The following is a 22,571-nucleotide window of genomic DNA, read 5'->3' on the forward strand; positions in this document are numbered from 1 at the left end:
TAACGAATCATTTTCAGGAATGGATTTTTTAAGATTAAGCGAACCAAAGCTGACTTAAGGCACGAAATAGAAAACTGCTAGCTTAAAAATGGGCATGTTTCAAATAATTTACCCAGTATTTCGAATAATTATATTTGGGGCTCGCACCATCAAAACCGTATATTTGAACCCAACTTAAGTAAACACAAGTTTTGATCAGCACTTCTTTATCAACAGATTTTATTGTAATAGGCAGCGGAGCGGCTGGCCTCCAGGCAGCATTGCATGCCAGTCGGTATGGAGAAGTAACGCTGGTTACGAAATCCACCCTCGAAGCTAGTAGCAGTTATTGGGCACAGGGTGGTATTGCAGCGGTTTTAAATAATAAAGATAGTTTCCAAAGTCACAAGAATGATACGCTTGATGCTGGTCGAGGACTTTGCTATGAGGAAGCTGTTGACCTTCTGGTGGAAGAAGGAGCCCGATGTGTACAGAAATTGATCAATCAAGGAATGAGGTTTGATCAAACAAATGGATCCCTTGATATGGGGCTGGAAGGAGGACATTCCGAGCGACGCGTGTTACATGCCAATGGGGCGGAAACTGGCAAAGCACTGGTTAAATTTTTGGTTGATCAAGCAAAAGCACGAGAAAATATACAAATTATTGAAAACGCTTTTGTTTTTGAGCTGCTGGTATCGAAAGAAAGTTGTCACGGAGCACATGCTTACCTGTATAAGAGAGAGCATTTGCTTACCGTGCAAAGTCCGGTAACAATTTTAGCTACCGGAGGTTATTCAGGATTATATCAGCGAAGTACCAATCCGCATACCTCTACAGGTGATGGTCTTTGGCTGGGATATAATGCAGGAGTTAAGTTGCAGGATCTGGAGTTTATTCAGTTTCATCCCACTGCATTTTATTCCGAGGATGGATCAACTTTTTTAATAAGTGAAGCTGTTCGGGGTGAGGGGGCGCATCTATATAATGCTAATGGAGAGCGTTTTATGCTGGAGTATCCCCTGAAAGAGCTCTCACCACGTGATGTGGTTTCAAAAGAGATTTTCCGACAGATTAAGCAGACAGAAAAAGATCATGTTTATCTGGATATTCGCCATCTGGATACAAAAAAGATCAGCACGCACTTTTCAACGATAATGGATAATATTGAACAACAGGGAATCAATATTAAAAAAGAAGGAATTCCTGTTGCTCCGGCCGCCCATTACTGTATCGGGGGCATCTCCACAGATTTAAATGGGCATACATCGGTGGATGGATTATATGCTTGTGGAGAAGTAGCGGCTACCGGAGTGCACGGCGCTAACCGTCTGGCAAGTAATTCATTGTTAGAATGCCTGGTTTTTGCCAAGCGAGCTATTGAACACGCAGCTGATAAAAATGCAAAAGATACAGCACAAAATAAGTCAGCAGAGGTTAATTTCTTAGTAAACAAAGATATTCAGGACGAGTTTATTCGTTTGCAAAACTTTGTTTCTGCAATTTTGAGTCAATATGTGGGTATTGTTCGCGACGGCAATGCAATAGAAGATGCCTTGAACCACCTTAATATGTGGAAGGATAAAGTCCCGAATAGTTCTGATGAATATTTTACCATTCGTTCCCGGGGACTTTTACAGATAGCTGAAATGATTGCGAAATCGGCTTTGCATAGGGAAGAAAGCAGAGGTGTACATTTGCGAAGTGATTATCCCAAACAGAAATCTGATGTAACTCCTATAGTACATAAAAGGGAAAACCAGCATGTGCCGGAAGTCATATAACAGATTAAGGGTTTAAATCGGATGAATGAATTAACAAATTTATCAACAGTAGATAGTTTGCAAGAGCTATTAGATCGCGCTTTTAATGAGGATATTAAAAGTGGTGATATTACAACAAATGCTATTATTGATAAATCCGCTGATGCTGAAGCTGTGTGGAGATCCAAAGAAATGGGCATCGTTGCAGGACTAGACATCGCGAGGTCAGTATATGAGCAGTTGGATTCACAAATCGAGTGGTACCCAGAAGTTGAAGATGGCGATGCCGTTGATATAGGATCCGAGATTGTTACATTGAAAGGTTCTGGTCGAGCAGTTTTGACAGCTGAACGCATCGCTTTGAATATTGTCCAGCGGATGTCGGGCATTGCTACCATGACCCACAAGTTTGTTGAGGCCGTTGAGCCTTACGCTGCACAAATTTTGGACACCCGCAAGACAGTACCTGGTTTGCGTGAGTTGGATAAGTATGCTGTTAAGGCAGGTGGAGGCATAAATCATCGAATGGGGCTGTTTGATTTGGCAATGATTAAGGACAATCATATAGTAGCAGCCGGCAGCATACAAAAAGCAGTAGAAAAAGTTCGAGCATATGATCCTAAAATTCGGATCGAAGTTGAAACTACTACTATTGAACAGGTTAAGGAAGCGTTAACGTCCGGAGCCGATATTATTATGCTGGATAATATGAATGCCGACTTGATGTCGGAAGCTGTTAAGTTGATTGACGGCAGGGCAGAGACCGAAGCTTCTGGTAATATCACGCTGGAAAGAGTACGTGAAGTAGCAGCAACCGGTGTCAATTATATCTCCGTTGGAGCGTTAACACATTCGGTAGATGCATTTGATATTAGTCAGCAAATACAAAAAATTTTTCATTAGAAGAAAAACAGAGTAACCGTTATGAATACCCAGGAACTTATCGATGGGATAAAAAAACTAAAAGAAGAACGTAATGCCGTTATTTTGGCCCACAACTATCAGGTACCGGAGGTTCAGGATATTGCCGATTATATAGGTGATTCGCTGGGGCTTTCGCACCAGGCGGCCGAGACTGAGGCTGAAGTCATTGTTTTCTGTGGCGTGCATTTTATGGCGGAAACAGCCTCGATCATTTCACCCGATAAAAAGGTGTTGATTCCTGACCTCGATGCCGGATGTTCGCTGGCCGATAGTATCACGGCCGAACAGCTGCGTGAATGGAAAGCTGAACATCCTGAGGCGGTGACAGTAACCTATATTAATACCACGGCGGCAGTTAAGGCCGAATGTGATTACTGCTGTACCTCATCCAATGCGGTAGATGTCATTAATTCCATCCCCGAGGAGAAAGAGATTCTGTTTCTCCCAGACAAGTTTCTTGGTGGATATATTGAGATGGTAACAGGTCGCGAGCTCAACATTTGGGACGGCGCCTGTCACGTTCACGAGAAAATAGGGGAGCTGAATCTGTCGGAAAAGCAGGAAGAGTATCCCGAAGCAGAAATGTTGATTCATCCGGAATGCGGCTGCTCTACCTCATGCATGATGAAGTCGGCCATGTATTTTGACTGTGAGGATGGCCATATCCACTCTACGAGCGGAATGCTGAATCGCGCCAGTGAGTCGGATGCCGAGGAGTTCGTTGTAGCCACAGAAACGGGCATTCTACACCGGATGCGCAAAGAAAATCCCGATAAGAAATTTTATCCGGCAAATGAAAATGCAGTATGTGAGTATATGAAAATGATCACGCTTGAAAAGCTGTACGATTCGCTCAAGCATGATCAGTACGAGGTAAAAGTAGACGCCGAACTGGCCGAACGAGCTCACTTGCCGATTGAACGAATGCTGAGTATTGCGTAAATATAAGTTCTGGCCAGTCAAATAAATTTAATTGCGTAGTGCGTATTTGGTATATTCAGAATCTTAAGAATTACCACTACGCAATACGAAATACGAGATGAATATTCTGGGTATCGAATCATCGTGCGATGAGACGGCAGCCGCCGTATATACTGATGAAGGATTGCAGTCCAACATTATTGCATCACAGGCGGTTCACGAACAATATGGTGGGGTAGTGCCCGAGCTGGCTTCGCGAGCTCATCACAAGACGATCTGGCGTACAGTACAACAGGCGTTGGATGAGGCGGAGATCGATCTCAAAGAAATTGATGCTGTAGCAGTAACCCAAGGCCCCGGGCTTATGGGATCGTTGCTCGTGGGGCTATGCTTTGCCAAGGGGCTGTCTCTTTCGCGTAACATTTCGCTGGTAGGTGTAAACCACATGGATGCCCACATCTATGCCAATTTCATTGATGAGCAGCCTGAATATCCGTTTGTAGCGCTTACCGTATCGGGTGGACATACACAGCTTGTGCATGTGCCAGCGCTTTTTGAACATAATTTACTGGGGCAGACCCGTGATGATGCCGCCGGTGAAGCTTTTGACAAAATCGGTAAGATTCTTGGCCTGCCGTACCCTGCTGGTCCGGTTATTGATGAGCGTTCAAAGCATGGAGATCCTCATTTCTACGACTTTCCGCAGGCAATGCTGGATAACGACTTTGAATTCAGTTTTTCTGGCTTAAAAACGGCTGTTAAATATTTTTTGGAGGATCAGAATAACACAGAACAGTTTCTAGAAAATCACCTGAATGACATCTGTGCCAGTGTTACACATGCTATTACTGAAGTTCTTGTTAAAAAGCTTCGAAATGCTATTGAACATACCAAAGTAAAAACCATTGTTTTGGCGGGAGGCGTTTCGGCAAACTCGATGTTGCGCAGGAAAACCGAAAAATTGGCCAAAGAAAAAGGTTGTCAGTTGCATATCCCAAAGTTGGTTTACTGTACCGATAATGCCGCAATGATTGCTATTACCGGATATTTAAAGGCACAGCGTCAGGAATTCTCGGATATGGATCTCAAACCCTTTGCCAACTATAAAGCGCTGGCGCGTATGCGTGATGCGTAATGCGCGGAAGAAAATAGTTTTCAAACTAACTTCTTGATGCAGCCGAGGATTATATTGATCTGCGAATTCTGCGCAATCAGCGGGAGTTAAAATAAAGTTGTTCTATATCCTGTCAATTATCTAAAAAAGCTACGAAAATGGTTGAGCAAAGGTGAGCTATTTATCCTTTGATTCCTTGACGAGACGCGTTATACCCCAGATAAGCAAAAGAACAACAAGTACGGATACTATTACAATAGTCATAATCTCTCTGAATTTATTGATTTCTCTCTCTTCGATTTCTACAAACTTTACCCGCGAATGTTTCCCCTGGATTTTGAATTGCCTAAAAGGTTAAAGCTTCAATAACCTTCTACTTTCTACCTTCTGCTAACTACAACAACTACTGAAACTTTTTTGAAGCTTCCACTGCCAGCCGATCCACACGGTTATTCCGCTCATTATCGGCATGTCCTTTTACTTTGATCCATTCCACATCATGCGGCTGCATTGCGGTCAGCATTTCTTCCCAGAGATCCTGATTTTCTACCGGCTTTTTGTCAGACTTTTTCCATCCCCGTCTGATCCATGCATTTACCCATCCTTGTTTAAAAGCATTTACAATAAGGGCGCTGTCGCTGTGGATTTTTACGTGGCACGGCTGATTTAGAGCGTTCAAAGCCTCAATCACAGCTCTCATTTCCATCCGGTTATTCGTGGTGTGCGGTTCTCCGCCGGTGAGTTCTTTTTCTTTTCCCTGCCATTGTAGAAGAGCTCCCCAGCCGCCCGGACCGGGATTACCGCTGCAGGCTCCATCTGTAAATACAATAACTGTTTTCTTTTTGTCAGGCATATCGTGTCGTAATTGGGGATAATCTATTTTTCAGATTTTCTGCGGATTGGGCAACGGCCCTTTCCCAGTCAGTGCGATCCTTGCCGGCATAAATGATACTCCGGCTGGAATTAATAAGTGGAATTCCGCTGTGATTGACAAGGCTTTTGGCAAGTGCGTCAACTGAACCGCCCTGTTTGCCTACGCCCGGAATGAGCAATGGCGATTCGGGAAAGTTTGATATCACCGAATCCAGCTGCTCTGCTTTTGTTGCGCCTACAACCATTCCGATAGCTGTTTCGCTTTGTTGCTGCTTTTCACTGAGGCGGTGCGAGATATAGCTCGAAACAGATTCGCCGCCGGCCAATTCTTTTAGTAAAATATCTCCGGCACCGGGATTGGAGGTAAGCGTGAGCACATAAGTGGCTTTTGAATTATCCTGTAAAAATGGATCCAGCGTTTCAAATCCCATCAGCGGATTCAAGGTTACCGCATCCACATCCAATTGTTTGAAAAAAGCTTTGGCATAGTGTTCGGCCGTCGAGCTTATATCACCGCGTTTGGCATCAGCAATCACGATTTTTTCATCGGGGATGTAGTCCAAAATTGTCTCAAATACGTCCCAACCGTCTGCTCCTAGCGCTTCAAAAAATCCGAGATTTGGTTTATAGGCTGCGCAGTGTTTACAGGTCGCATCGATTATTTTATTAAGAAAAAGCTCTACTTGTTCAGCCGGAGAGTCATCCCTTTTTTTGATTTCATCAGGCAGAAGTTCAAGATTTGGATCAAGTCCCACGCATAGGGTGGACTGTGATAGTTTTACTGCAGACTTTAGCTTTTGTATAAACGTCATTCGCTGTTCTATTTTAAATTCAGCAGAAGATACAAACTGACCACAGGGATTCGAAATAACAACGAAAAAAATCCGGAAACGAATGTTTGCAATACCTTTGTATTTTTGCTTCATTCGTTTCAGTATATCATTAATATTTAATCAAATTTTTTATGGATTGGTTTGAGGAGTGGTTTAACAGTCCGCTCTATGAAAAGTTATATTCGAATCGTGATGAGGAAGAGGCGCGTCGACTCATTGCGTACCTGGAACAGACGCTTCAAAGCAATGACTGTTCCTCCATTCTCGATTTAGGATGTGGACGGGGGCGCCATTCGATTACTCTTGCCCAAAGAGGATACGATGTTAAAGGTATTGATCTTTCCGTTGAAGCTATTAATACGGCTAAAATTCGGGCACAAAGGTTGGGCATTGATAATGTGGATTTTGAAGTGCGGGATATGCGTGATCCTTTGCCAAATACCTTTGATGCGATAGTGAATCTGTTTACTACTTTCGGTTATTTTGAACAGGATGATGAAAATGCACTTGTGCTGGATGGCGTGGTCAAGATGCTCGGGAAAGGAGGAATTTTTGTCCTCGACTATCTCAATGCTGAAAAAGTAAAAAGAAATTACAATCCAGAAGAGGAAGGAGAATTCCAGGGCATTAACTACCGAATTAGACGATATATCCAGGATGGGGCTATTCATAAGGATATCGTTTTTACCGGTGACAGGCTAAGTGAGGAGCGCACTTATTCTGAGCGGGTGAAACTTTATGGATTGAACTGGTTTAAGAGTGAACTATCTAAGCGAAATTTGCGGATATTGAATGTGAATGGCGATTACCAGGGTCGAGCTTTCGACCTTGAAACCAGTCCCCGTTTGCTGATAATAAGCAAGTTGCTATCATAAGCAAATAAAAAACAGGCTACTTCATAGTGAAATAGCCTGCTTAAACGTAAAAGCCCGTAGTTTATCGCACCAGTGAAATGTTATAATTAAGATTGCCTACTACCTGTTTACTTTGCTGTTGCTGGCTGACACAATTACCGGCGCAGAGCTGTACGCTGGGCAAATTCAGCACGTCTACTTCGGGAATGGTTGCACCGAAGTTATCCTCGATGACCCGGATAAACTCATTGGCCAAAATGGCATTGCCTCGTTGATTGGGATGAATGCCGTCTGTGGAAAATATCCCGTTCGGACTAAAGTCCGGCTGCAGCAGTGTCCCGCTTATCCTGATTCCCAATTCGCCGTCAGCGCCAAAAATATCGGCGAAGGCCCCGTCGGCAGCTTGCGTATCGTATAGCGCTAACCGATCGCTGCTGTTAGCCGCTGTCTCAATGATCCCATTAAATTCGGCTGTTCTGGTTTGAATTTCGGCCTGTTCCTGAAGGGTAAGATAACATTCATCTCCCTGCGCTTTTGTACAGCCCAGATCGGGATTCTGTGGATTTGGGAAACCCAGCGGAATTACAACTCCAATGGTTGTAGGACCTTGACTCTGCGGATTATACTCTGTACCCAGAACAGCTCCCGCTGACAATGTTACAAGTTCACCCTGCGTTAGTGGACGAGATTGTTCGTACGGGATCAGCTGTTCTCGCTGTTGCTGGCTTAATGCTCCCTGACTTTCCAGCTGATCAAACTCTTCCTCCAGATCATCGAGCGTAGGGTCGTTTACCAGGATGGGATTATCGCCTTCTTGGTAGGTTACCTTTCGGGCGTTCATATCCTCCTGAGTATGATTTGGGAAGTTTGCGGCCACAGCATCCAGGACGGGATTCAAACTTTGATCGAAACTCTGGTCAAGCTGTTCGGCTTCTTCACCTGTTAGATTTATTGCATTCCATTGTACAGCCTGGAAAAATGGCACAGCTAAAACATTAGGTATATTGGCCACCACACCATCGGCCGAAGTGTTGTTAGTCAACTGATTGATAACCGCGTTAAACTGGGTATTGAAGTCTGAATGGGAGGTAAGCAGAGCCGGGTTCGAGGCCCCGGAAACAGCATATCCCAGCACGTCATTACTTCCTATCCAAAGTGTGAAAAAAGAGGGCTGTGTTGAGATCGCATCACCAAGTATGGTCGATGAACCGGGATCGGAGGCAAACCGCGCGTAAAAAGGATTAAAGGCCGGCTCGGACTCTGGTCCGCCGGTAGCCGCTGTAAGAAGTTGGCCGACCACAACGCCAGGTACGCCAAAGTTATTGAGATCACTGGCATTTCCGCTGTAGTCACTGATAGGATCGCCGCCAATAGTTGGTGAGGGACCCGGAATACTGGTATCGAGCTTATAGCGGCCTAAGATAGTCCCATCATCTTGAGGATTTGGTTCAGCTGAAGTATTGAATCCAAGTTCCGAATTGATATCTGGCTGATTGAACGTGTCAGGAGCACCTGCGGACTGCAGTTGTCTCCCAATGAGTGCTGGCAGAGAGTTTTGCTGTCCATCGTTGTAAAGGGCGGCGTCCATAAAACCCGCCGTAAGTGAATTACCGATTGCCACATAGTTGCTGAAATCTGCAGAGCCGGGATCCCCAGAAACAGATTCATCTGGTACTGGGTTATTCTCCAGCCGCTCATCCACAAGGGAATCAAAACTGTTCTCGCATGAAAAGGCAAAAATAGCTACAAAAAGAAGTATAAATGTTTTTTTCAGAAAAGATTTCATGGTATCAGTTATTTAATTCATGAATTGATCAAACGTAAAGGAGATCATATAGATGCCTCCCAGCCGGGGATTGCCAAATGAAGTAGTGTGATAATTATTGAGGATATTACTCCCACTTAATTTGACAGTAGTGTTAAGCGTGGACACTTTGTAACTGACTTGTGCATCCAGCGTGCCGTAAGCATCTATAACTCCTGCTCCATAAGAAGACTCCCACAGGAAAGCATCTTGCCAGCGGTAAACAACATTAAACCCGAGATTTTGCGTCAGTTTTCGGTTTTCAAGTCTTACATTATATCTCCACTCAGGGGTATTATATTCGGCCCGAAAACCTTGATCGATCAGATCTTCCTGAGATATCAGCTTATTGAAAGCTACATTACCGCCTAGTGAAAAGCCGCCATCCAGCACATACTTGGCTTCGGCTGCAAATCCGTGGGATTCTACCGTACCGTCTGCATTAATATCAAAACCGTAGTTTTGAAGTCGACCGTCATTATTGGGGAAACTATTGGTAATTACAGCATTTTGGCGTTCTTCTTCACTGTCGATACTGGGAACAGGAGCAAATCCGTCACGAGCATCTTCATTTCCTTGTTCGGTGATATCTACGGCTTGTGTAAATCTTATTTCAGCAATGAAATCTTCGTAGGCGCTGTAGTAGTAATAGGCATCAAAGAAGAGGCGATTGCCGATCAGCGTTTTATAACCCACTTCAAAAGTATTAACCTTTTCAGTTTTAAAATCTTCAAATTCAACGGGTTCTAGAAGGTCCCGTGCCTCGGCCAGACTTTCTCCGGCCTCAAATGCTGTGCGAGCTTCTTCTACGCTTTCTACGCGGTAAACAGTATTGGTTTTAAAATTATACCGATCGACAAGAATAGGATTGCTTCCCACTAATCGGCGGGTAACTACATCAAGGTCTATAAACTGTGTTTGCGTATCAGGCATACGGAATCCTCGCTGAAATGAAGCACGTAAATTGTGGTTATCCCGGACTGTGAACACAGCAGAAAGGCGCGGACTGAACTGTCCGTCAAAATATTCATTTTTATCATAACGCATGGCACCCTGGAGATCCAGCTTATCATCTAGCAATATTTTTGAGGCTTGCAGGTAAGCTCCGAACTCATCGATATTAAATTCTTCACCGTTATCTTGTAGCGCAAACAGTGTACCTTCCGAGTTGAGATCGTATCTTCGTACGTTGGCTCCGGCAATGAGCTCGACTGTGGCAGGATCGATTAAATCCGCGAAATTATATTTAGTTTCTGCATGCCAGAGACCAGATTTATCCAGGAATTTAGCTCCACCTTCAGAGATCGGTGTATCTCTGAACTGCTGGAACAGACTTTCAAACTGCTGACTTCCGGGTTGCGGCTGAGCAGCATTACCGGCGGCTCGAGCTGCGGCATGTGCTTCCTCAACGCTGGCTCCCTGAGTTCTGGCGCCAGCAAAAGTCTGAAAATAAGCAGGCACAAAAGTCTCCACGTTGATTAGCGTAGCGATAGTATTTGCAGCATAGGTATCCCCGGCATCTTCCTGGGTGGTGTAAGCGCGAGCAAAAAAGTTGGGGTTTCTTAGCTCCGCTTTTGCTGTCCAGATATTAAAATCATCGAGGACGAACCTGTCGTTGGCTGTATAAACAGAACTTCCGGCGCCCCAGTTAAACTGACCGAGCACCTCATAGTCTTCTGTTAAGCGATAGTGGAGGGCACTGCCCAGTTTCAGACTTTCTGCGGTGTTATCCACAAAAGAAGCTTCGGTAAATCCGGTAGGAGTAAAGGCTCCAGCCTCACCGTCGGGAAGTAAGCTGCGAATGGCAGCCACATCTTCATTTCCGGCAGCTATCTGCTGGTCGGCTATTTGTCCGATCGTAAGTAACTGCTCACCGTACACGTTAACACCGTTATACACACGATTACCGTCTCGCGAGGTGCTGCCACGTTCAACCGCCCCAAAAGTGGCCGGGCCCATATCACGATAGTCTTGTGCTACAAAATCTGTGGCGCGTAAGTAGGAGAAATTAAACTTATAAGCAAATTTGTCATTTACACTATTGGCATAGCGCAGCCCGTAATCTTGGTAAAATTGAGGATTCTCCTCTACATTTGAATCTATATGATTGAATCCTGTCTTGACCTGCGCAGATAAACCCTGATACTCAAACGGACTTTTACTGTTGAGTAGCAAAATTCCGTTCAAAGCATTTGGTCCATATAAAGCAGAAGCTACGCCTGGTATCAGCTCAGCGCTCTCAAGATCCAGCTCGGGAATTCCTACGACATTCCCAACGGGGAAATTTAATCCCGGTGCCTGGTTATCAATACCATCAATAAGCTGGACGAATCGTGTGTTACCGTTGGTATTAAAGCCGCGGGTGTTTACAGAATTAAATGTGATACTTTGAGTACTGAAATCCACTCCCTTCAAATTTGCCAATGATTGATAAAAGCTTGGTGAAGCGGATTGCTGAATTGCAACAGCATCCATTTTTTCAATGGAGACCGGTGATTCAAGAATGCTTTCTTCGACCCGGGAAGCAGAAACTACCACTTCTTCACCTACAATTGCTGCTTCTGAGAGTTCTACAGTCAAGTCTGTAACCGTATTGTCTGTAATTTCGACCTCTTTTGTCGTGTAGCCAATCATAGTGAACACAAGTGTAAGAGGCGGGTCTTGACGCAGTTTCAGGGTAAAAGTTCCATCACCACTGGTAGAAGTTCCTGTTACCTTTCCCTTGACGCTTACATTTACACCGCCTAGCGGGGAGCCAGTACTGGCATCAATTACGGTACCGCTGATCTCCGTTTCTAATTTTTCCCCGGAAGCCGAATGGGCCACAGCATGCTTTGTCCAGAATAAGGAGAAAAAAGCTATAACTGTAAAAATGAATAACCTTTTTAAGATCAATCTGTTCATAGAATTTAAGTTTTGTGGAGGTTGAACTGTCCAAGTACGGGATATAAAAGCCATATTTTTTAAGCTGTAAACTATCTCGAATCCATAGTTAAAATATAAAGGTAATCCTCAATAAAATATTATAAAATTATACATCATTATGACTTACTTAACAATGTTAAGTACTAAATAACGAAAAGAGAAGGTATTTTAAAAATCAGGTTATTTCGTTGCTTTGTTAGGGAAGGGAGGCCTTGCTGTTTTGCTGGTTAGAAACGCAGATGTTACGGAATGGTCTTATAAAACCGTTTCGGAGAAAACCTCTTCTGCTCCGTGCGGAGGCCTATCGAGTGTCCAGGTTTCAAAATAGAAGTGGCGTTCTGATCCCATCCGCTTACTGTTGATGCTGAAGAACCGAAATTGATCATCAACCAGCGGTTTTAGGTTTTCAAAAAGGCGGGGATAGATATTTTCCATAGAAAACAGGTGTAAGTCATATCCGTGATGCGCCTGTTCTTTATATAAGACATACGCCCCGGATTCAAGAATTTGTCGCAGCTCATCCTTTTTATGTCCTACATTTGACTCTTCATCAATTTCTATGCTTTTAAAATCATAATCATTTCTATTGTTACTGATTACCAGTGCCTGACCGATTTCTGTTTGTCCAACTGCTTTCGGCAGGGATTCAAAATCTCCTGTTGGTGCGTAAATGCATCGATCAGCGAAGACGTTATCGAGTTGTTGAAGAACGTTTTTATGTTTGCCTAATGTATTAATTCCGAACTGTTCTTCTTGTAGCCTGGTACCGGTTATGTAAAATTTTGAGTAAGTAGGATCGGGCGACATGAAATCTTCCAGGGAAGACTCTTTTTCTTCTTCTGTTTTATTGGCATTACGTTTTTCCAGTTTATCCAGGCGCAGATCGTGATCGAAAAAAAGTTTGAAAATATCCATAAGATGTAGCGTATTTCGTATTGCGTGATGTTTTAATATACACAATACGCAATACGCAATAAAAAGCCCTGCAGCTTATAATTAACTACAGGGCTTTAAATTTTAAAATTATGTAGCTCAGCTTTTAAATCATTGTAGCGATAACGAGTGCTACAACAGACATCAGCTTAATGAGAATGTTAAGTGAAGGTCCGGAAGTATCTTTAAAAGGATCTCCTACCGTATCTCCAACAACAGAGGCTTTGTGAGCTTCGGACCCTTTTCCAAGCATTTTTCCGTTATACTCAAAACCTTCCTCAATCATCTTTTTCGCATTATCCCAGGCACCGCCGGCATTAGACTGGAAAAGCGCCATTAACACACCCGCAGCGGTAACGCCCGCGAGCAAACCACCGAGCATTTCAGCGCCGCCCCAGAATCCGAAAGCAACCGGTACAACTACAGCCAATACGCCCGGGGCAATCATTTCCCGGAGAGAAGCTGTCGTCGAAATAGCCACACACTCTTCGTATTCTGCTTTCCCAATAGCTGTTTCAAATGTTTTCTGATCCTCTTCCGACCAGTTCTCGAGTTTTACACCTTCATTTCGATTCATGGCGTCTAGCCCGGCGCGTAGCTCCGGAATGTTGTTGAACTGTCGGCGTACTTCTTCAATCATCGACATTGCCGCACGTCCTACTGCGTTCATCGAAAGTGCCGAGAACAGGAAGGGCAGCATTGCACCAATGAACAGCGAAGCCATTACATATGGATTGGTAACGCTAATCGATACGCTTGCTCCCGGATTTACGGCTTCATAAGAAGTTATAAACGCGGCAAAAAGTGCCAGAGCTGTCAAGGCAGCAGAACCAATAGCGAATCCTTTTCCGATAGCGGCCGTAGTGTTTCCAACGGCATCCAGCTTGTCTGTTCGTTCCCGAACTTCACCAGGCAGTTCAGACATTTCGGCAATTCCACCGGCGTTGTCAGAAATTGGTCCGTAGGCATCAACAGCCAGTTGGATACCTGTATTTGAAAGCATACCTACTGCGGCAATGGCAATTCCGTAGAGGCCGGCCAGATAATAGGCGCCAATAATTGAGGCAGCAATAATAACGATTGGTATCGCAGTTGAAATCATACCAACACCCACACCGGCAATAATATTGGTAGCAGCACCGGTGGAAGATTGTTCTACGATATTGGTTACCGGTTTTGTTCCTACTCCGGTATAATACTCGGTGATAAGTCCGATGAGCAGTCCGGCTGCAAGACCAAAGATCGTAGCCCAGAATACTCCGCTCGGGGTATATTCAATACCGTTGAACGTCCAGCTTTCAGGAAGCATCCAGTGAATGACCAGGTACGATGCAATCAACATTACAGCTGCTGAGGTAAATTCCCCAATATTGAGTGCTTTTTGGGGATCCCCGCCTTCTTTGACACGTACGAAGAATGTGCCAAGAATGGAGGTTACAATGCCTATGCCTGCCAGTACGAGGGGCAGAAGTACGGCATTAAGTCCGCCAAATTCATTACCTGCGGCAAATCCGTCAAGTCCGATAAATGCGGCACCCAATACCATGGCGCCGATTATAGATCCTACATACGATTCAAAGAGGTCGGCTCCCATACCTGCAACATCCCCAACATTGTCACCTACATTGTCTGCAATAGTAGCGGGATTTAACGGGTGATCTTCGGGAATACCTGCTTCTACTTTACCAACCAGGTCGGCGCCGACATCGGCTGCTTTGGTATAAATTCCGCCGCCTACACGTGCAAACAGTGCAATAGATGAGGCACCGAATGAAAATCCGGTAACGATTGCTAATACTTTCTTAACGTTTTCAGCCGTCTCGAGACCAAAATGACCTCCAAAAAAGATAAACAGAACGCTTAGTCCTAATACGCCCAAACCTACAACGCCGAGTCCCATAACAGATCCGCCGGCAAAAGCAATGTTTAAGCCTTTTCCAAGGCTGGTTCTGGCAGCGTTTGTTGTTCGGACATTAGCTTTGGTAGCAACGCGCATTCCGATAAAGCCGGCCAGTCCTGAGCAAAAAGCTCCAAGGATGAATGATATGGACACCATCCAGCTTGAAAGTTGAGGGTCGGCACTCCATGCCAGAATAATAGCTACAGCCACAACAAATATGGACAGTACTTTATATTCGGCTTTTAAAAATGCCATGGCTCCCCGTTGAATATGAGAGCTAATGGTTGACATTTTTTTGGTGCCGGTGTCTTGTTTGTTAACCCAAGACGATTTATAAACGGTATACAGTAGCGCAAGTATACCACTAACCGGTATTAAGTAGGTTATTAAGGTATTCATGTCAGCTTTGGTTTGTTAGTCAATGTTTAATAGTGGAGTTAATTATACTCATTCATAGCCTGTTCGATACCTTCCCTGAGAAAACAGGTACAGGCATCAACGGCTTTGTCTAAAGTAGATTCGATAATCTTACGCTCCTCTTCAGTAAAAGGGGATAATACATGTTGCACTTGTTGTCCCTTTGGAAAGTCATTTCCAATCCCGATTCGTAAGCGTGGAAAAGCGTTTGTACCCAATTTCTGTATGATATCCTTTATCCCGTTATGGCCGCCTGCACTTCCACCGGGCCGCAGGCGAATGGTGCCAATATCTAAATCCAGATCGTCATAACATACCAGGCAATTGCCAACATCTTCTTTATACCAATTTATTGCCTGGCGAACAGCATCCCCGCTGTTATTCATATATGTTGTGGGTTTAACCAGGTAAACTGATTGTCCCGAAATATTTCCTTTACCCACATGAAAAGGGCCTTTTCCAGGCCCTAATCGTACTGACATTACATTTGCCAGCTTATCGATAAATTCAAAACCGATATTATGACGTGTACCAGCATACTTACTCCCGGGATTTCCTAGCCCTATCAGTAAAGGCATAAAGCAGGTATGCTGGTTTTATTAGTCAAACTGTTATTCGGTAGTTTCTTCTCCTTCTTCCGGTTCTTCTCCTTCTTCTGGCTCTTCTCCTTCCTCGAGTTCGCCTTCTTCAAGAGCTTCTTCGTCTTCGGGAAGTTCTTCTTCGGTAGGCTCTTCGGTAATGAGGGAAGAAGTAAGCAGAGCTTCGGATTTCGGCGGACGAATTGTTACGAGTGTTCGACTGAGATCGTCCAGCGGAATAATTCCCTCAAGATCGAGATCACGAACGTGCAGTGAATCACCAATCTTCAACTCACTTACATCAATGGTATAAGCACCCGGAATTCTATCAGGTGTAACACGGATGCGAAGGATATGCATAGGTTGGAAAATACGTCCACCCCCTTCGGTAACTCCCACTGGTGTACCTTCAAGCTTGATGGGGACGCTAAGAGTTACCTTTTGGTCTTCAGCCAGAGCATAAAAATCCACATGCACAGGCCGATCTGTGATGGGATGAAATTCTATATCTTTAAGAAGGGTCTTGTGTGTTTCGCCATTTATATTGAGTGCAAGGATCTGGCGCTTACTTTCGGCCAAGATCTTCTCAAGCTCAAGTTCATCAACCGAAAAGTGGATATTTTCATCAATTTCCGGTCCGTACATGACACCCGGAACCCTCATCGCATCACGCAGTGCATCGGCGGCTTTGCGACCTGTTTCTCTTTCCTTTCCTTCTAATTCTACAACTTCTGGAGTAATCATAATCCTAAAAACTAATTTTAATCGTCAAAAAGTGCACTTATTGTATCGTTTGTGTGGATACGCTGAATCGCTTCTGCAAAAATACCCGCCACACTCAAAACCTTAATTTTGCTTGAAGGTTTGCGCAGCGGTATCGTGTCAGTTACCAACAGTTGATCAATAGGTGAATCTTCAATTCGTTGGTACGCAGGTCCCGATAATATTGGATGCGTACATGTTGCTATAATGTTTAATGCTCCGCGATCTTTTAGTGCGGAAGCAGCATTGGTTAACGTGCCGGCTGTGTCAATAAGATCATCAACAATCAGCACATTTTTATCTTCAACTTCACCGACAATATTCATTACCTCGGCTACATTTTGTTTCGGCCTCCTTTTATCAATAAAAGCAAGCCGCGCTCCCAGGCGTTTGGCATATGCTCTTGCCATCTTAAGACTGCCCACATCGGGAGCAACGACAACCAGGTTGTCAATCGGATGTTCACTAAAATGATCTATGAACAGCCGGCTGGCATACAAATGATCCAGCGGTATATCGAAAAATCCCTGAATTTGGGCTGCGTGCAGATCCATTGTCAAAATACGGTCTGCACCAGCTTCGGTCAATAAATTGGCCATCAGTTTGGATGCAATAGAAACGCGCGGTTGATCTTTACGATCTTGCCGTGCGTAACCAAAATAGGGAATAACAGCTGTTACCCGCTTTGCGGATGCGCGCTTGGCAGCATCCAGCATGAGCAAAAGTTCCATGATGTTATTTCCCGGCGGTGGGGTCGACTGAACGACAAAAATATCCTCACCGCGAATACTCTGCTCGTATTTAACATACAGTTCGCCATCTGAAAATGGCTTAATAGTGATTTCCCCCAGCGTTGTTCCGTATTTTTCAGCAATAGCCCGGGAAAGGGCAAGGTTGCTGCGACCGGCAAATATGGCTAAAGGGGTATCCAACGAAGCAGGTTTTCAGGGATTTAAAAATAAAAGAAAAGGATGGCTTTGCAGTCATCCTTTCAGTGTCATTATTATGTGTTGCCCGGGGAGGATTCGAACCTCCACTGACGGCACCAAAAACCGCTGTCCTGCCGTTAGACGACCGGGCAATGTCATACCTTTTTTAACAGATGCAGATGATATGAATTTACTGGTTGTGAATCAAGAAGAAATTGCACTTTTAAAGACTTTACAGTTCTGGCAGTTACGGGGACGACAATACGATCTTAGTTGGTAAATGGTGCCCAATTTTTGGGCATAAGCCGAGGAGGGGAGATCAGTATCTTTAAGACATTTAAGCAATGATTTGGGTATATGAGCGCGGTGCTTGGCCCATAAATGCCAACTTTTGCTTTTGAGTTTGTCAGCGAAGAACAAGTTACCTAGTGAATACAATGCTGGCAGAAAAACGGTACCGAATAGTATTGAAGAACGTTCTTTTCCAACCGAAGGTGTTGTGGATATGGCATCCAGTAAATTTTCCCACAAACTTCGGGGATTTTTCGTCAGCCATTGTTCGAATGGCAGGTGATAAATATGCCAAAGCGCTTCAGCACCTTGTTGGATACGAAGCCGCGGATGATTACCGGGTCTGCACCCTTTATGGTTCCAGTTAAACTTTGAGTGATCATATTCTTTTTCTTTGTTGAGCCCGGATATTTGAAGAGCCCGAACACGAAATTCATAGCGGTCAGAAAAAGAGGAGATCAAATCAAGTAATTCTATAGCTAAAAACTGCATGGGTTCTCGGTTGTGCGAAATCCCCAACCCATTACATAAAGCAACAGAAAACATCTTGATCCAGGCTCGGGAAGGAGGCAGTGATGGGTCATAGAATTCCAGGAGATCATTAACTTTTTGTTCGAAATATTCTTTGTGAGCTTTTTTCAACTGCCTGGTAAAAGCTTCTTCAGATATAAAAGAGAGCTGACCGGCACAGGGTAGCTCAGGTTTATTTTGATATCGATCAAGAAAAGCATGCAGTGGTTCTGATAAATAATTGGATAGACAAAAGGTAGGAACAGATGTCTGATCCTGACGCTTGCTTTTCTTATCGGTGTTCCGAAAAACTACATGCAGTACTACATTGTTATAATTAGGATCTGTATGATGGCCATGGCTCTGCCAATCATAATGATTCCAATGAATTTCTACATCTCCGTACCAGCGAAGCTCTCCAATCATGATTTCAGCTCCCGAAAAATCAGGCCCATCGGATTTGTTAAGCTGACCGGGATGATATATCTGCAGTGATTCGCCATCCGTTGTTTGTAGCTGTTGAAGATCAAAATGCCTGTTTTCCCAGATCCAGTGTAGTAATGCTTCGTGATATGAGGAGTGGCCGCTACTCACTTCCCGTTTCGCTTAGATTTATATCTTCTGTAGCCTCATATAGATCGGGTACATTTTGGTGGATGCCCTGCCGTACATTTTTTCGGAATTCTTGAAGTTCCTTTCTGCTTTTATCGCTTGCAGTTTTCCCGTGTTTTTCGATCCATTTTTTTAGTTCTGTTGAATTATCAGCAAGCCATGAGCGATTTTGAGCTCCCGAGCGGGGCGAAAGTAGAAACCCAACAGCAATGCCGCCGATAAATGAACCAGTAGCTAGAACAATAGATGTTATATTTGATTTCCGTCTCATAAATTTCCCTCATTTAAATGAATGATTTATTTTTGCATGTCTGTAATACATGGTATTAATGTACAAACCCTTTTCTTATTATAAATTATTCGACAGATTTTTAAAATGATAATAAATTTATTCTAATATGGATTCTAACGATGACTTGGTGTTGATGGATGCCGAGCGCATTGACCGCTCTCTCAGGCGTATGGCGCATGAGATAATTGAACAGAATAACGCTAATTATCCAATAATTTTGTTTGGTATAAATGAACGCGGGTATGCTTTGAGTGGTGATCTGGCTGATATCTTAAAGCCGATGATCGAAAATAAAGTTCAATCTATTCAGCTTCATCTGGAAAAAGAAAACTCTGATCAAATTTTTGAAACGTTAAACGATAGATCAGTAAAAGAGACCTTTTTTGTAGTGGTTGATGATGTCATTTTTTCCGGAAAAACGATGTTTAAAGCCTTGAAAAAGATAACTGACCATCTGGATACTGCAGAAATTCATACGGCTGTACTCGTTGACCGCGGACACAGAAAATTTCCCATACAAGCAGAGTTTTGTGGAATAGATTTACCAACTAAGCATAAAGAGCATGTATCTGTAAATGTGGAGGATGGTGATGTAAAAAAAGTGATACTCTTCAAGTAATAAATCATTTATTATTAGTTATATATGTAATATTTTAAGGCACGAGAACTAACGGCGAATATTACACATATCCAATGGATTTAAAGGGCTATTACCCGCTGATTATTTTTGCACTTCTTTTCCTCACATTTTCCCAGGTATCTGCTCAAGAAAAAGAAGAGGCTATTGAAATAAGTCGGCTTATCGAAAATGAAAGCGACATTTCTATCCGTGATATGTCACGGATAAATCGAAAAGTGATTGTGTCGGATACCCTGAAGGGTTGGGCAGTGAATTGGAGCACCGGATTAAACGGTGCACAAGCTTCTTATGATAATTGGAGTCAGGGTGGGGTAAATACGATAAGTGTTACCGCGTCTACTATCTTTGATGCAAAATACCGCAAGAATCGCTTTGCCTATGCATTTGCCACCAATTTAAAGTATGGTAAGGCGCGGTTAGAAGATGAAGGTACTCGTAAGACCGACGACCGGATAGCAGTTAACAACAAATTTAGTTACCTGTTCAATGATGAGCATTGGAGCTTTTTTGCGAATATCAACTTTAGTACACAGTTTGATAAAGGTTTCAATTATGGAGCGGATCCACCAGAACTGATTTCCAAGTTTTTTGCCCCGGCTTATTTTACTCAAATTTCCGGTATTGCATATTCTCCGGCGGATTATTTTTCTGCAGAAGCGGGTTTGGCTGCAAAGCAGACCATTGTTTCCGATACCACCTTATCTGAAAGATACGGACTGGAAGCGGGCGAAAAATTTCGGTTTGAGCCAGGTTATTCACTGGCCATGAATTTCGATAAGACTCTTTTTTCCAACGTTAGATTGCGAAGTTCCGTTGAAACTTTTACCAATCTGCAGAGACATGTCGACAATACAGATGTAAACTTTTCAAATGAAATTATTGGAAAGATTAATGATGTGATGAATATGTCGTTCCAGTTTGTCATAATATATGACAGTGATTACTCCCGTGAAGTACAGATTAAACAGGTTCTTTCTGCTGGCCTGTCTTATAATATTCTCTAATAGCTGGATCTGAAGACGTTCCAATATTGAAAATGAAAAGCCCCGAAATGGGGCTTTTCGTTTTAAGGGTAGGTTTATTTTTATTTCTTCTGAAACTGTACTTCAGAAACTTTCTAAAGCCTAGACATCAAACTCAATACCCTGGGCCAGCGGCATTTCATCACTCCAGTTGATCGTATTGGTTTGTCGACGCATATATGCTTTCCACGCGTCGGATCCTGATTCACGGCCGCCGCCGGTTTCCTTTTCACCTCCGAATGCTCCGCCGATCTCGGCACCACTGGTACCTACATTAATATTGGCGATACCGCAGTCCGATCCGCGGGCGCTTAAGAATGTTTCAGCTTCACGTACATTCAGCGTAAACATAGCTGAGCTAAGACCCTGCTTAACCCCATTATGCTTGCCGATGGCCTCATCAAGATCGCTGTATTTTATGAGATAGAGAATCGGAGCAAAGGTTTCTTCTTGCACGATATCGTACTCATTTTCGGCGACAGCAATAGCCGGACGTACATATTCGCCGCCATCCAGCTTTTTCATGTCCAGTGTTTCTCCGCCATAAATAACTTCTCCGCCGGCGTCTTCAACTTCTTGGAGTGCCTGTTGCATGCTTTCGGTGGCTTGTTCATCAACAAGAGGACCTACGAGCGTATCCTCATCAAGCGGATTGCCAATGTTTATTTTCTCGTAAATTTCGATCAGCCGATTTTTAAGCTCATCAAAAACTTCTTCATGAACAATCAGTCGGCGCGTGGAAGTACATCGCTGTCCGCATGTGCCTGCAGCTCCGAAAACAGTGGCCCGAGCGGCCATTTCAAGATCCGCATTTTCAGTCACAATAATAGCATTGTTTCCCCCGAGCTCAAGAATCGTTTTACCCAGACGTGCTCCCACTGTTTTGGCAACTTCTTTACCCATCCGGATAGAACCTGTTGCAGAGATAAGGGGGATACGCTCGTCTTCGGTCATCCATTCGCCTACCTCGCGTCCACCGGTGATTAAATTAAATATCCCTTCCGGCAAATCATTTCGTTTCAGTACTTTTGCAATAATATTTTGGACTGCAATGCCACAGAGAGGCGTCTTTTCCGACCCCTTCCAGATCATCACATTGCCGCAGATGGCAGCAATCATGGCATTCCAGCTGTAAACGGCAACAGGAAAATTAAAAGCCGAAATAATCCCGGTGATTCCGAGCGGATGCCATTGCTCATACATCCGGTGTTGTGGACGCTCGGACTGCATTGTTTTACCGTACAGCATTCGTGATTGACCTACGGCAAAATCGCAGATGTCGATCATCTCCTGTACTTCGCCCAGACCCTCTTCATATATTTTGCCCATCTCATATGTCACCAGGCGCCCGAGGTCTTCTTTATGTTTGCGCAGTTCAAGTCCTATTTGACGAACGATTTCACCGCGTTTGGGAGCGGGCACCATCCGCCATTCTTTAAACGCTTCTTGCGCTGTTTCAACTACTTTGTCATACTCTTCGCGCGTAGTAATCGTCGCGTCCGCAATAGGCGACCCGTCAACAGGCGTATGGCTCGACATAGTTTCACTGTCTTTTGTCCCAAGAGATTGTTGTCCTGTGCTTGTGCCAAGATTTGTTCCTTCAATTCCCAGCTTCTTCAGAAAATCCATAAAAATTGGTTTGTTGTTTCTTTAAATTTGAGAGGTAAAATAAGTATTGTTGATGAGTATTCGCAG

General features: G+C 43.9%; 19 protein-coding genes and 1 tRNA gene. 7 read left to right on the plus strand and 13 right to left on the minus strand.

Translation table 11 applies throughout. From position 1 onward, the window contains the following. Nucleotides 1–191 precede the first annotated feature (191 nt). The 4 genes from nadB (at nt 192) to tsaD (ending at nt 4,722) form a co-directional block, all read left to right on the plus strand. The gene (nadB, locus tag ACT3ID_RS16400) at nt 192–1,763 is read left to right on the plus strand and encodes an L-aspartate oxidase (protein WP_491543141.1); all 1,572 of its coding nucleotides are present in this window, start codon (nt 192–194) and stop codon (nt 1,761–1,763) included. Between the two features lie 21 nt (nt 1,764–1,784). Next, nucleotides 1,785–2,645 carry a carboxylating nicotinate-nucleotide diphosphorylase gene (nadC, locus tag ACT3ID_RS16405; protein ID WP_491543142.1) on the plus strand — a complete coding sequence of 287 codons (861 nt, stop codon included), beginning with the start codon at nt 1,785–1,787 and terminating at the stop codon, nt 2,643–2,645. A gap of 21 nt (nt 2,646–2,666) precedes the next feature. Then, nucleotides 2,667–3,608, plus strand: a complete 942-nt coding sequence (nadA, locus tag ACT3ID_RS16410) for a quinolinate synthase NadA (RefSeq protein WP_491543143.1) — start codon at nt 2,667–2,669, stop codon at nt 3,606–3,608. 97 nt (nt 3,609–3,705) lie between these two features. Next, a complete protein-coding gene (gene tsaD / locus ACT3ID_RS16415; RefSeq protein ID WP_491543144.1) occupies nt 3,706–4,722 on the plus strand; it encodes a tRNA (adenosine(37)-N6)-threonylcarbamoyltransferase complex transferase subunit TsaD in 1,017 nt (338 codons plus the stop codon). A 382-nt stretch (nt 4,723–5,104) separates the two neighbouring features. On the opposite strand, the gene rnhA is transcribed toward tsaD, so the two are convergent. Continuing rightward, complete coding sequence (gene rnhA / locus ACT3ID_RS16420; RefSeq protein WP_491543145.1) at nt 5,105–5,554, minus strand: ribonuclease HI; 450 nt, start codon at nt 5,552–5,554, stop codon at nt 5,105–5,107. After that, a complete protein-coding gene (gene pyrF, locus ACT3ID_RS16425) occupies nt 5,547–6,500 on the minus strand; it encodes an orotidine-5'-phosphate decarboxylase (protein WP_491543146.1) in 954 nt (317 codons plus the stop codon). Before pyrF ends, rnhA begins: the two co-directional genes overlap by 8 nt. 38 nt (nt 6,501–6,538) lie before the next feature. On the opposite strand from pyrF, the gene ACT3ID_RS16430 reads away from it, so the two are divergent. Next, nucleotides 6,539–7,282 (plus strand): class I SAM-dependent methyltransferase, encoded by a 744-nt coding sequence (locus ACT3ID_RS16430; protein WP_491543147.1) that lies wholly within the window; start codon nt 6,539–6,541, stop codon nt 7,280–7,282. Between the two features lie 61 nt (nt 7,283–7,343). On the opposite strand, the gene ACT3ID_RS16435 is transcribed toward ACT3ID_RS16430, so the two are convergent. The 10 genes from ACT3ID_RS16435 to ACT3ID_RS16480 form a co-directional block, all read right to left on the minus strand. Beyond that, complete coding sequence (locus ACT3ID_RS16435; RefSeq protein WP_491543148.1) at nt 7,344–9,047, minus strand: SGNH/GDSL hydrolase family protein; 1,704 nt, start codon at nt 9,045–9,047, stop codon at nt 7,344–7,346. Between the two features lie 12 nt (nt 9,048–9,059). Beyond that, on the minus strand, nt 9,060–11,969 hold the full coding sequence (locus ACT3ID_RS16440; RefSeq protein ID WP_491543149.1) for a TonB-dependent receptor: 2,910 nt from the start codon (nt 11,967–11,969) through the stop codon (nt 9,060–9,062). A 276-nt stretch (nt 11,970–12,245) separates the two neighbouring features. Beyond that, complete coding sequence (locus ACT3ID_RS16445) at nt 12,246–12,905, minus strand: hypothetical protein (RefSeq protein WP_491543150.1); 660 nt, start codon at nt 12,903–12,905, stop codon at nt 12,246–12,248. A gap of 124 nt (nt 12,906–13,029) precedes the next feature. Continuing rightward, nucleotides 13,030–15,222 carry a sodium-translocating pyrophosphatase gene (locus ACT3ID_RS16450; protein ID WP_491543151.1) on the minus strand — a complete coding sequence of 731 codons (2,193 nt, stop codon included), beginning with the start codon at nt 15,220–15,222 and terminating at the stop codon, nt 13,030–13,032. Nucleotides 15,223–15,260: 38 nt separating this feature from the next. Continuing rightward, a complete protein-coding gene (gene pth / locus ACT3ID_RS16455) occupies nt 15,261–15,818 on the minus strand; it encodes an aminoacyl-tRNA hydrolase (protein WP_491543152.1) in 558 nt (185 codons plus the stop codon). Nucleotides 15,819–15,851: 33 nt separating this feature from the next. Beyond that, nucleotides 15,852–16,562 (minus strand): 50S ribosomal protein L25, encoded by a 711-nt coding sequence (locus ACT3ID_RS16460; protein WP_491543153.1) that lies wholly within the window; start codon nt 16,560–16,562, stop codon nt 15,852–15,854. Between the two features lie 17 nt (nt 16,563–16,579). Then, nucleotides 16,580–17,512 (minus strand): ribose-phosphate diphosphokinase, encoded by a 933-nt coding sequence (locus ACT3ID_RS16465; protein ID WP_491543154.1) that lies wholly within the window; start codon nt 17,510–17,512, stop codon nt 16,580–16,582. 78 nt (nt 17,513–17,590) lie between these two features. Then, nucleotides 17,591–17,661 (minus strand) — tRNA-Gln (locus ACT3ID_RS16470). 52 nt (nt 17,662–17,713) lie between these two features. Continuing rightward, nucleotides 17,714–18,904, minus strand: a complete 1,191-nt coding sequence (locus ACT3ID_RS16475) for a DUF2851 family protein (RefSeq protein ID WP_491543155.1) — start codon at nt 18,902–18,904, stop codon at nt 17,714–17,716. Continuing rightward, the gene (locus ACT3ID_RS16480; RefSeq protein WP_491543156.1) at nt 18,897–19,193 is read right to left on the minus strand and encodes a hypothetical protein; all 297 of its coding nucleotides are present in this window, start codon (nt 19,191–19,193) and stop codon (nt 18,897–18,899) included. Before ACT3ID_RS16480 ends, ACT3ID_RS16475 begins: the two co-directional genes overlap by 8 nt. A 127-nt stretch (nt 19,194–19,320) precedes the next feature. On the opposite strand from ACT3ID_RS16480, the gene ACT3ID_RS16485 reads away from it, so the two are divergent. Together ACT3ID_RS16485 and ACT3ID_RS16490 are read left to right on the plus strand one after the other, a co-directional pair. Beyond that, nucleotides 19,321–19,833, plus strand: a complete 513-nt coding sequence (locus tag ACT3ID_RS16485; protein ID WP_491543157.1) for a phosphoribosyltransferase family protein — start codon at nt 19,321–19,323, stop codon at nt 19,831–19,833. Between the two features lie 74 nt (nt 19,834–19,907). Continuing rightward, complete coding sequence (locus ACT3ID_RS16490; RefSeq protein ID WP_491543158.1) at nt 19,908–20,858, plus strand: DUF3078 domain-containing protein; 951 nt, start codon at nt 19,908–19,910, stop codon at nt 20,856–20,858. 120 nt (nt 20,859–20,978) lie between these two features. Here the strand turns inward: ACT3ID_RS16490 and amaB are convergent, their stop codons facing one another. Then, complete coding sequence (gene amaB / locus ACT3ID_RS16495) at nt 20,979–22,505, minus strand: L-piperidine-6-carboxylate dehydrogenase (RefSeq protein ID WP_491543159.1); 1,527 nt, start codon at nt 22,503–22,505, stop codon at nt 20,979–20,981. Nucleotides 22,506–22,571 lie beyond the last annotated feature (66 nt).

Source organism: Fodinibius sp. GM108, assembly GCF_058386985.1.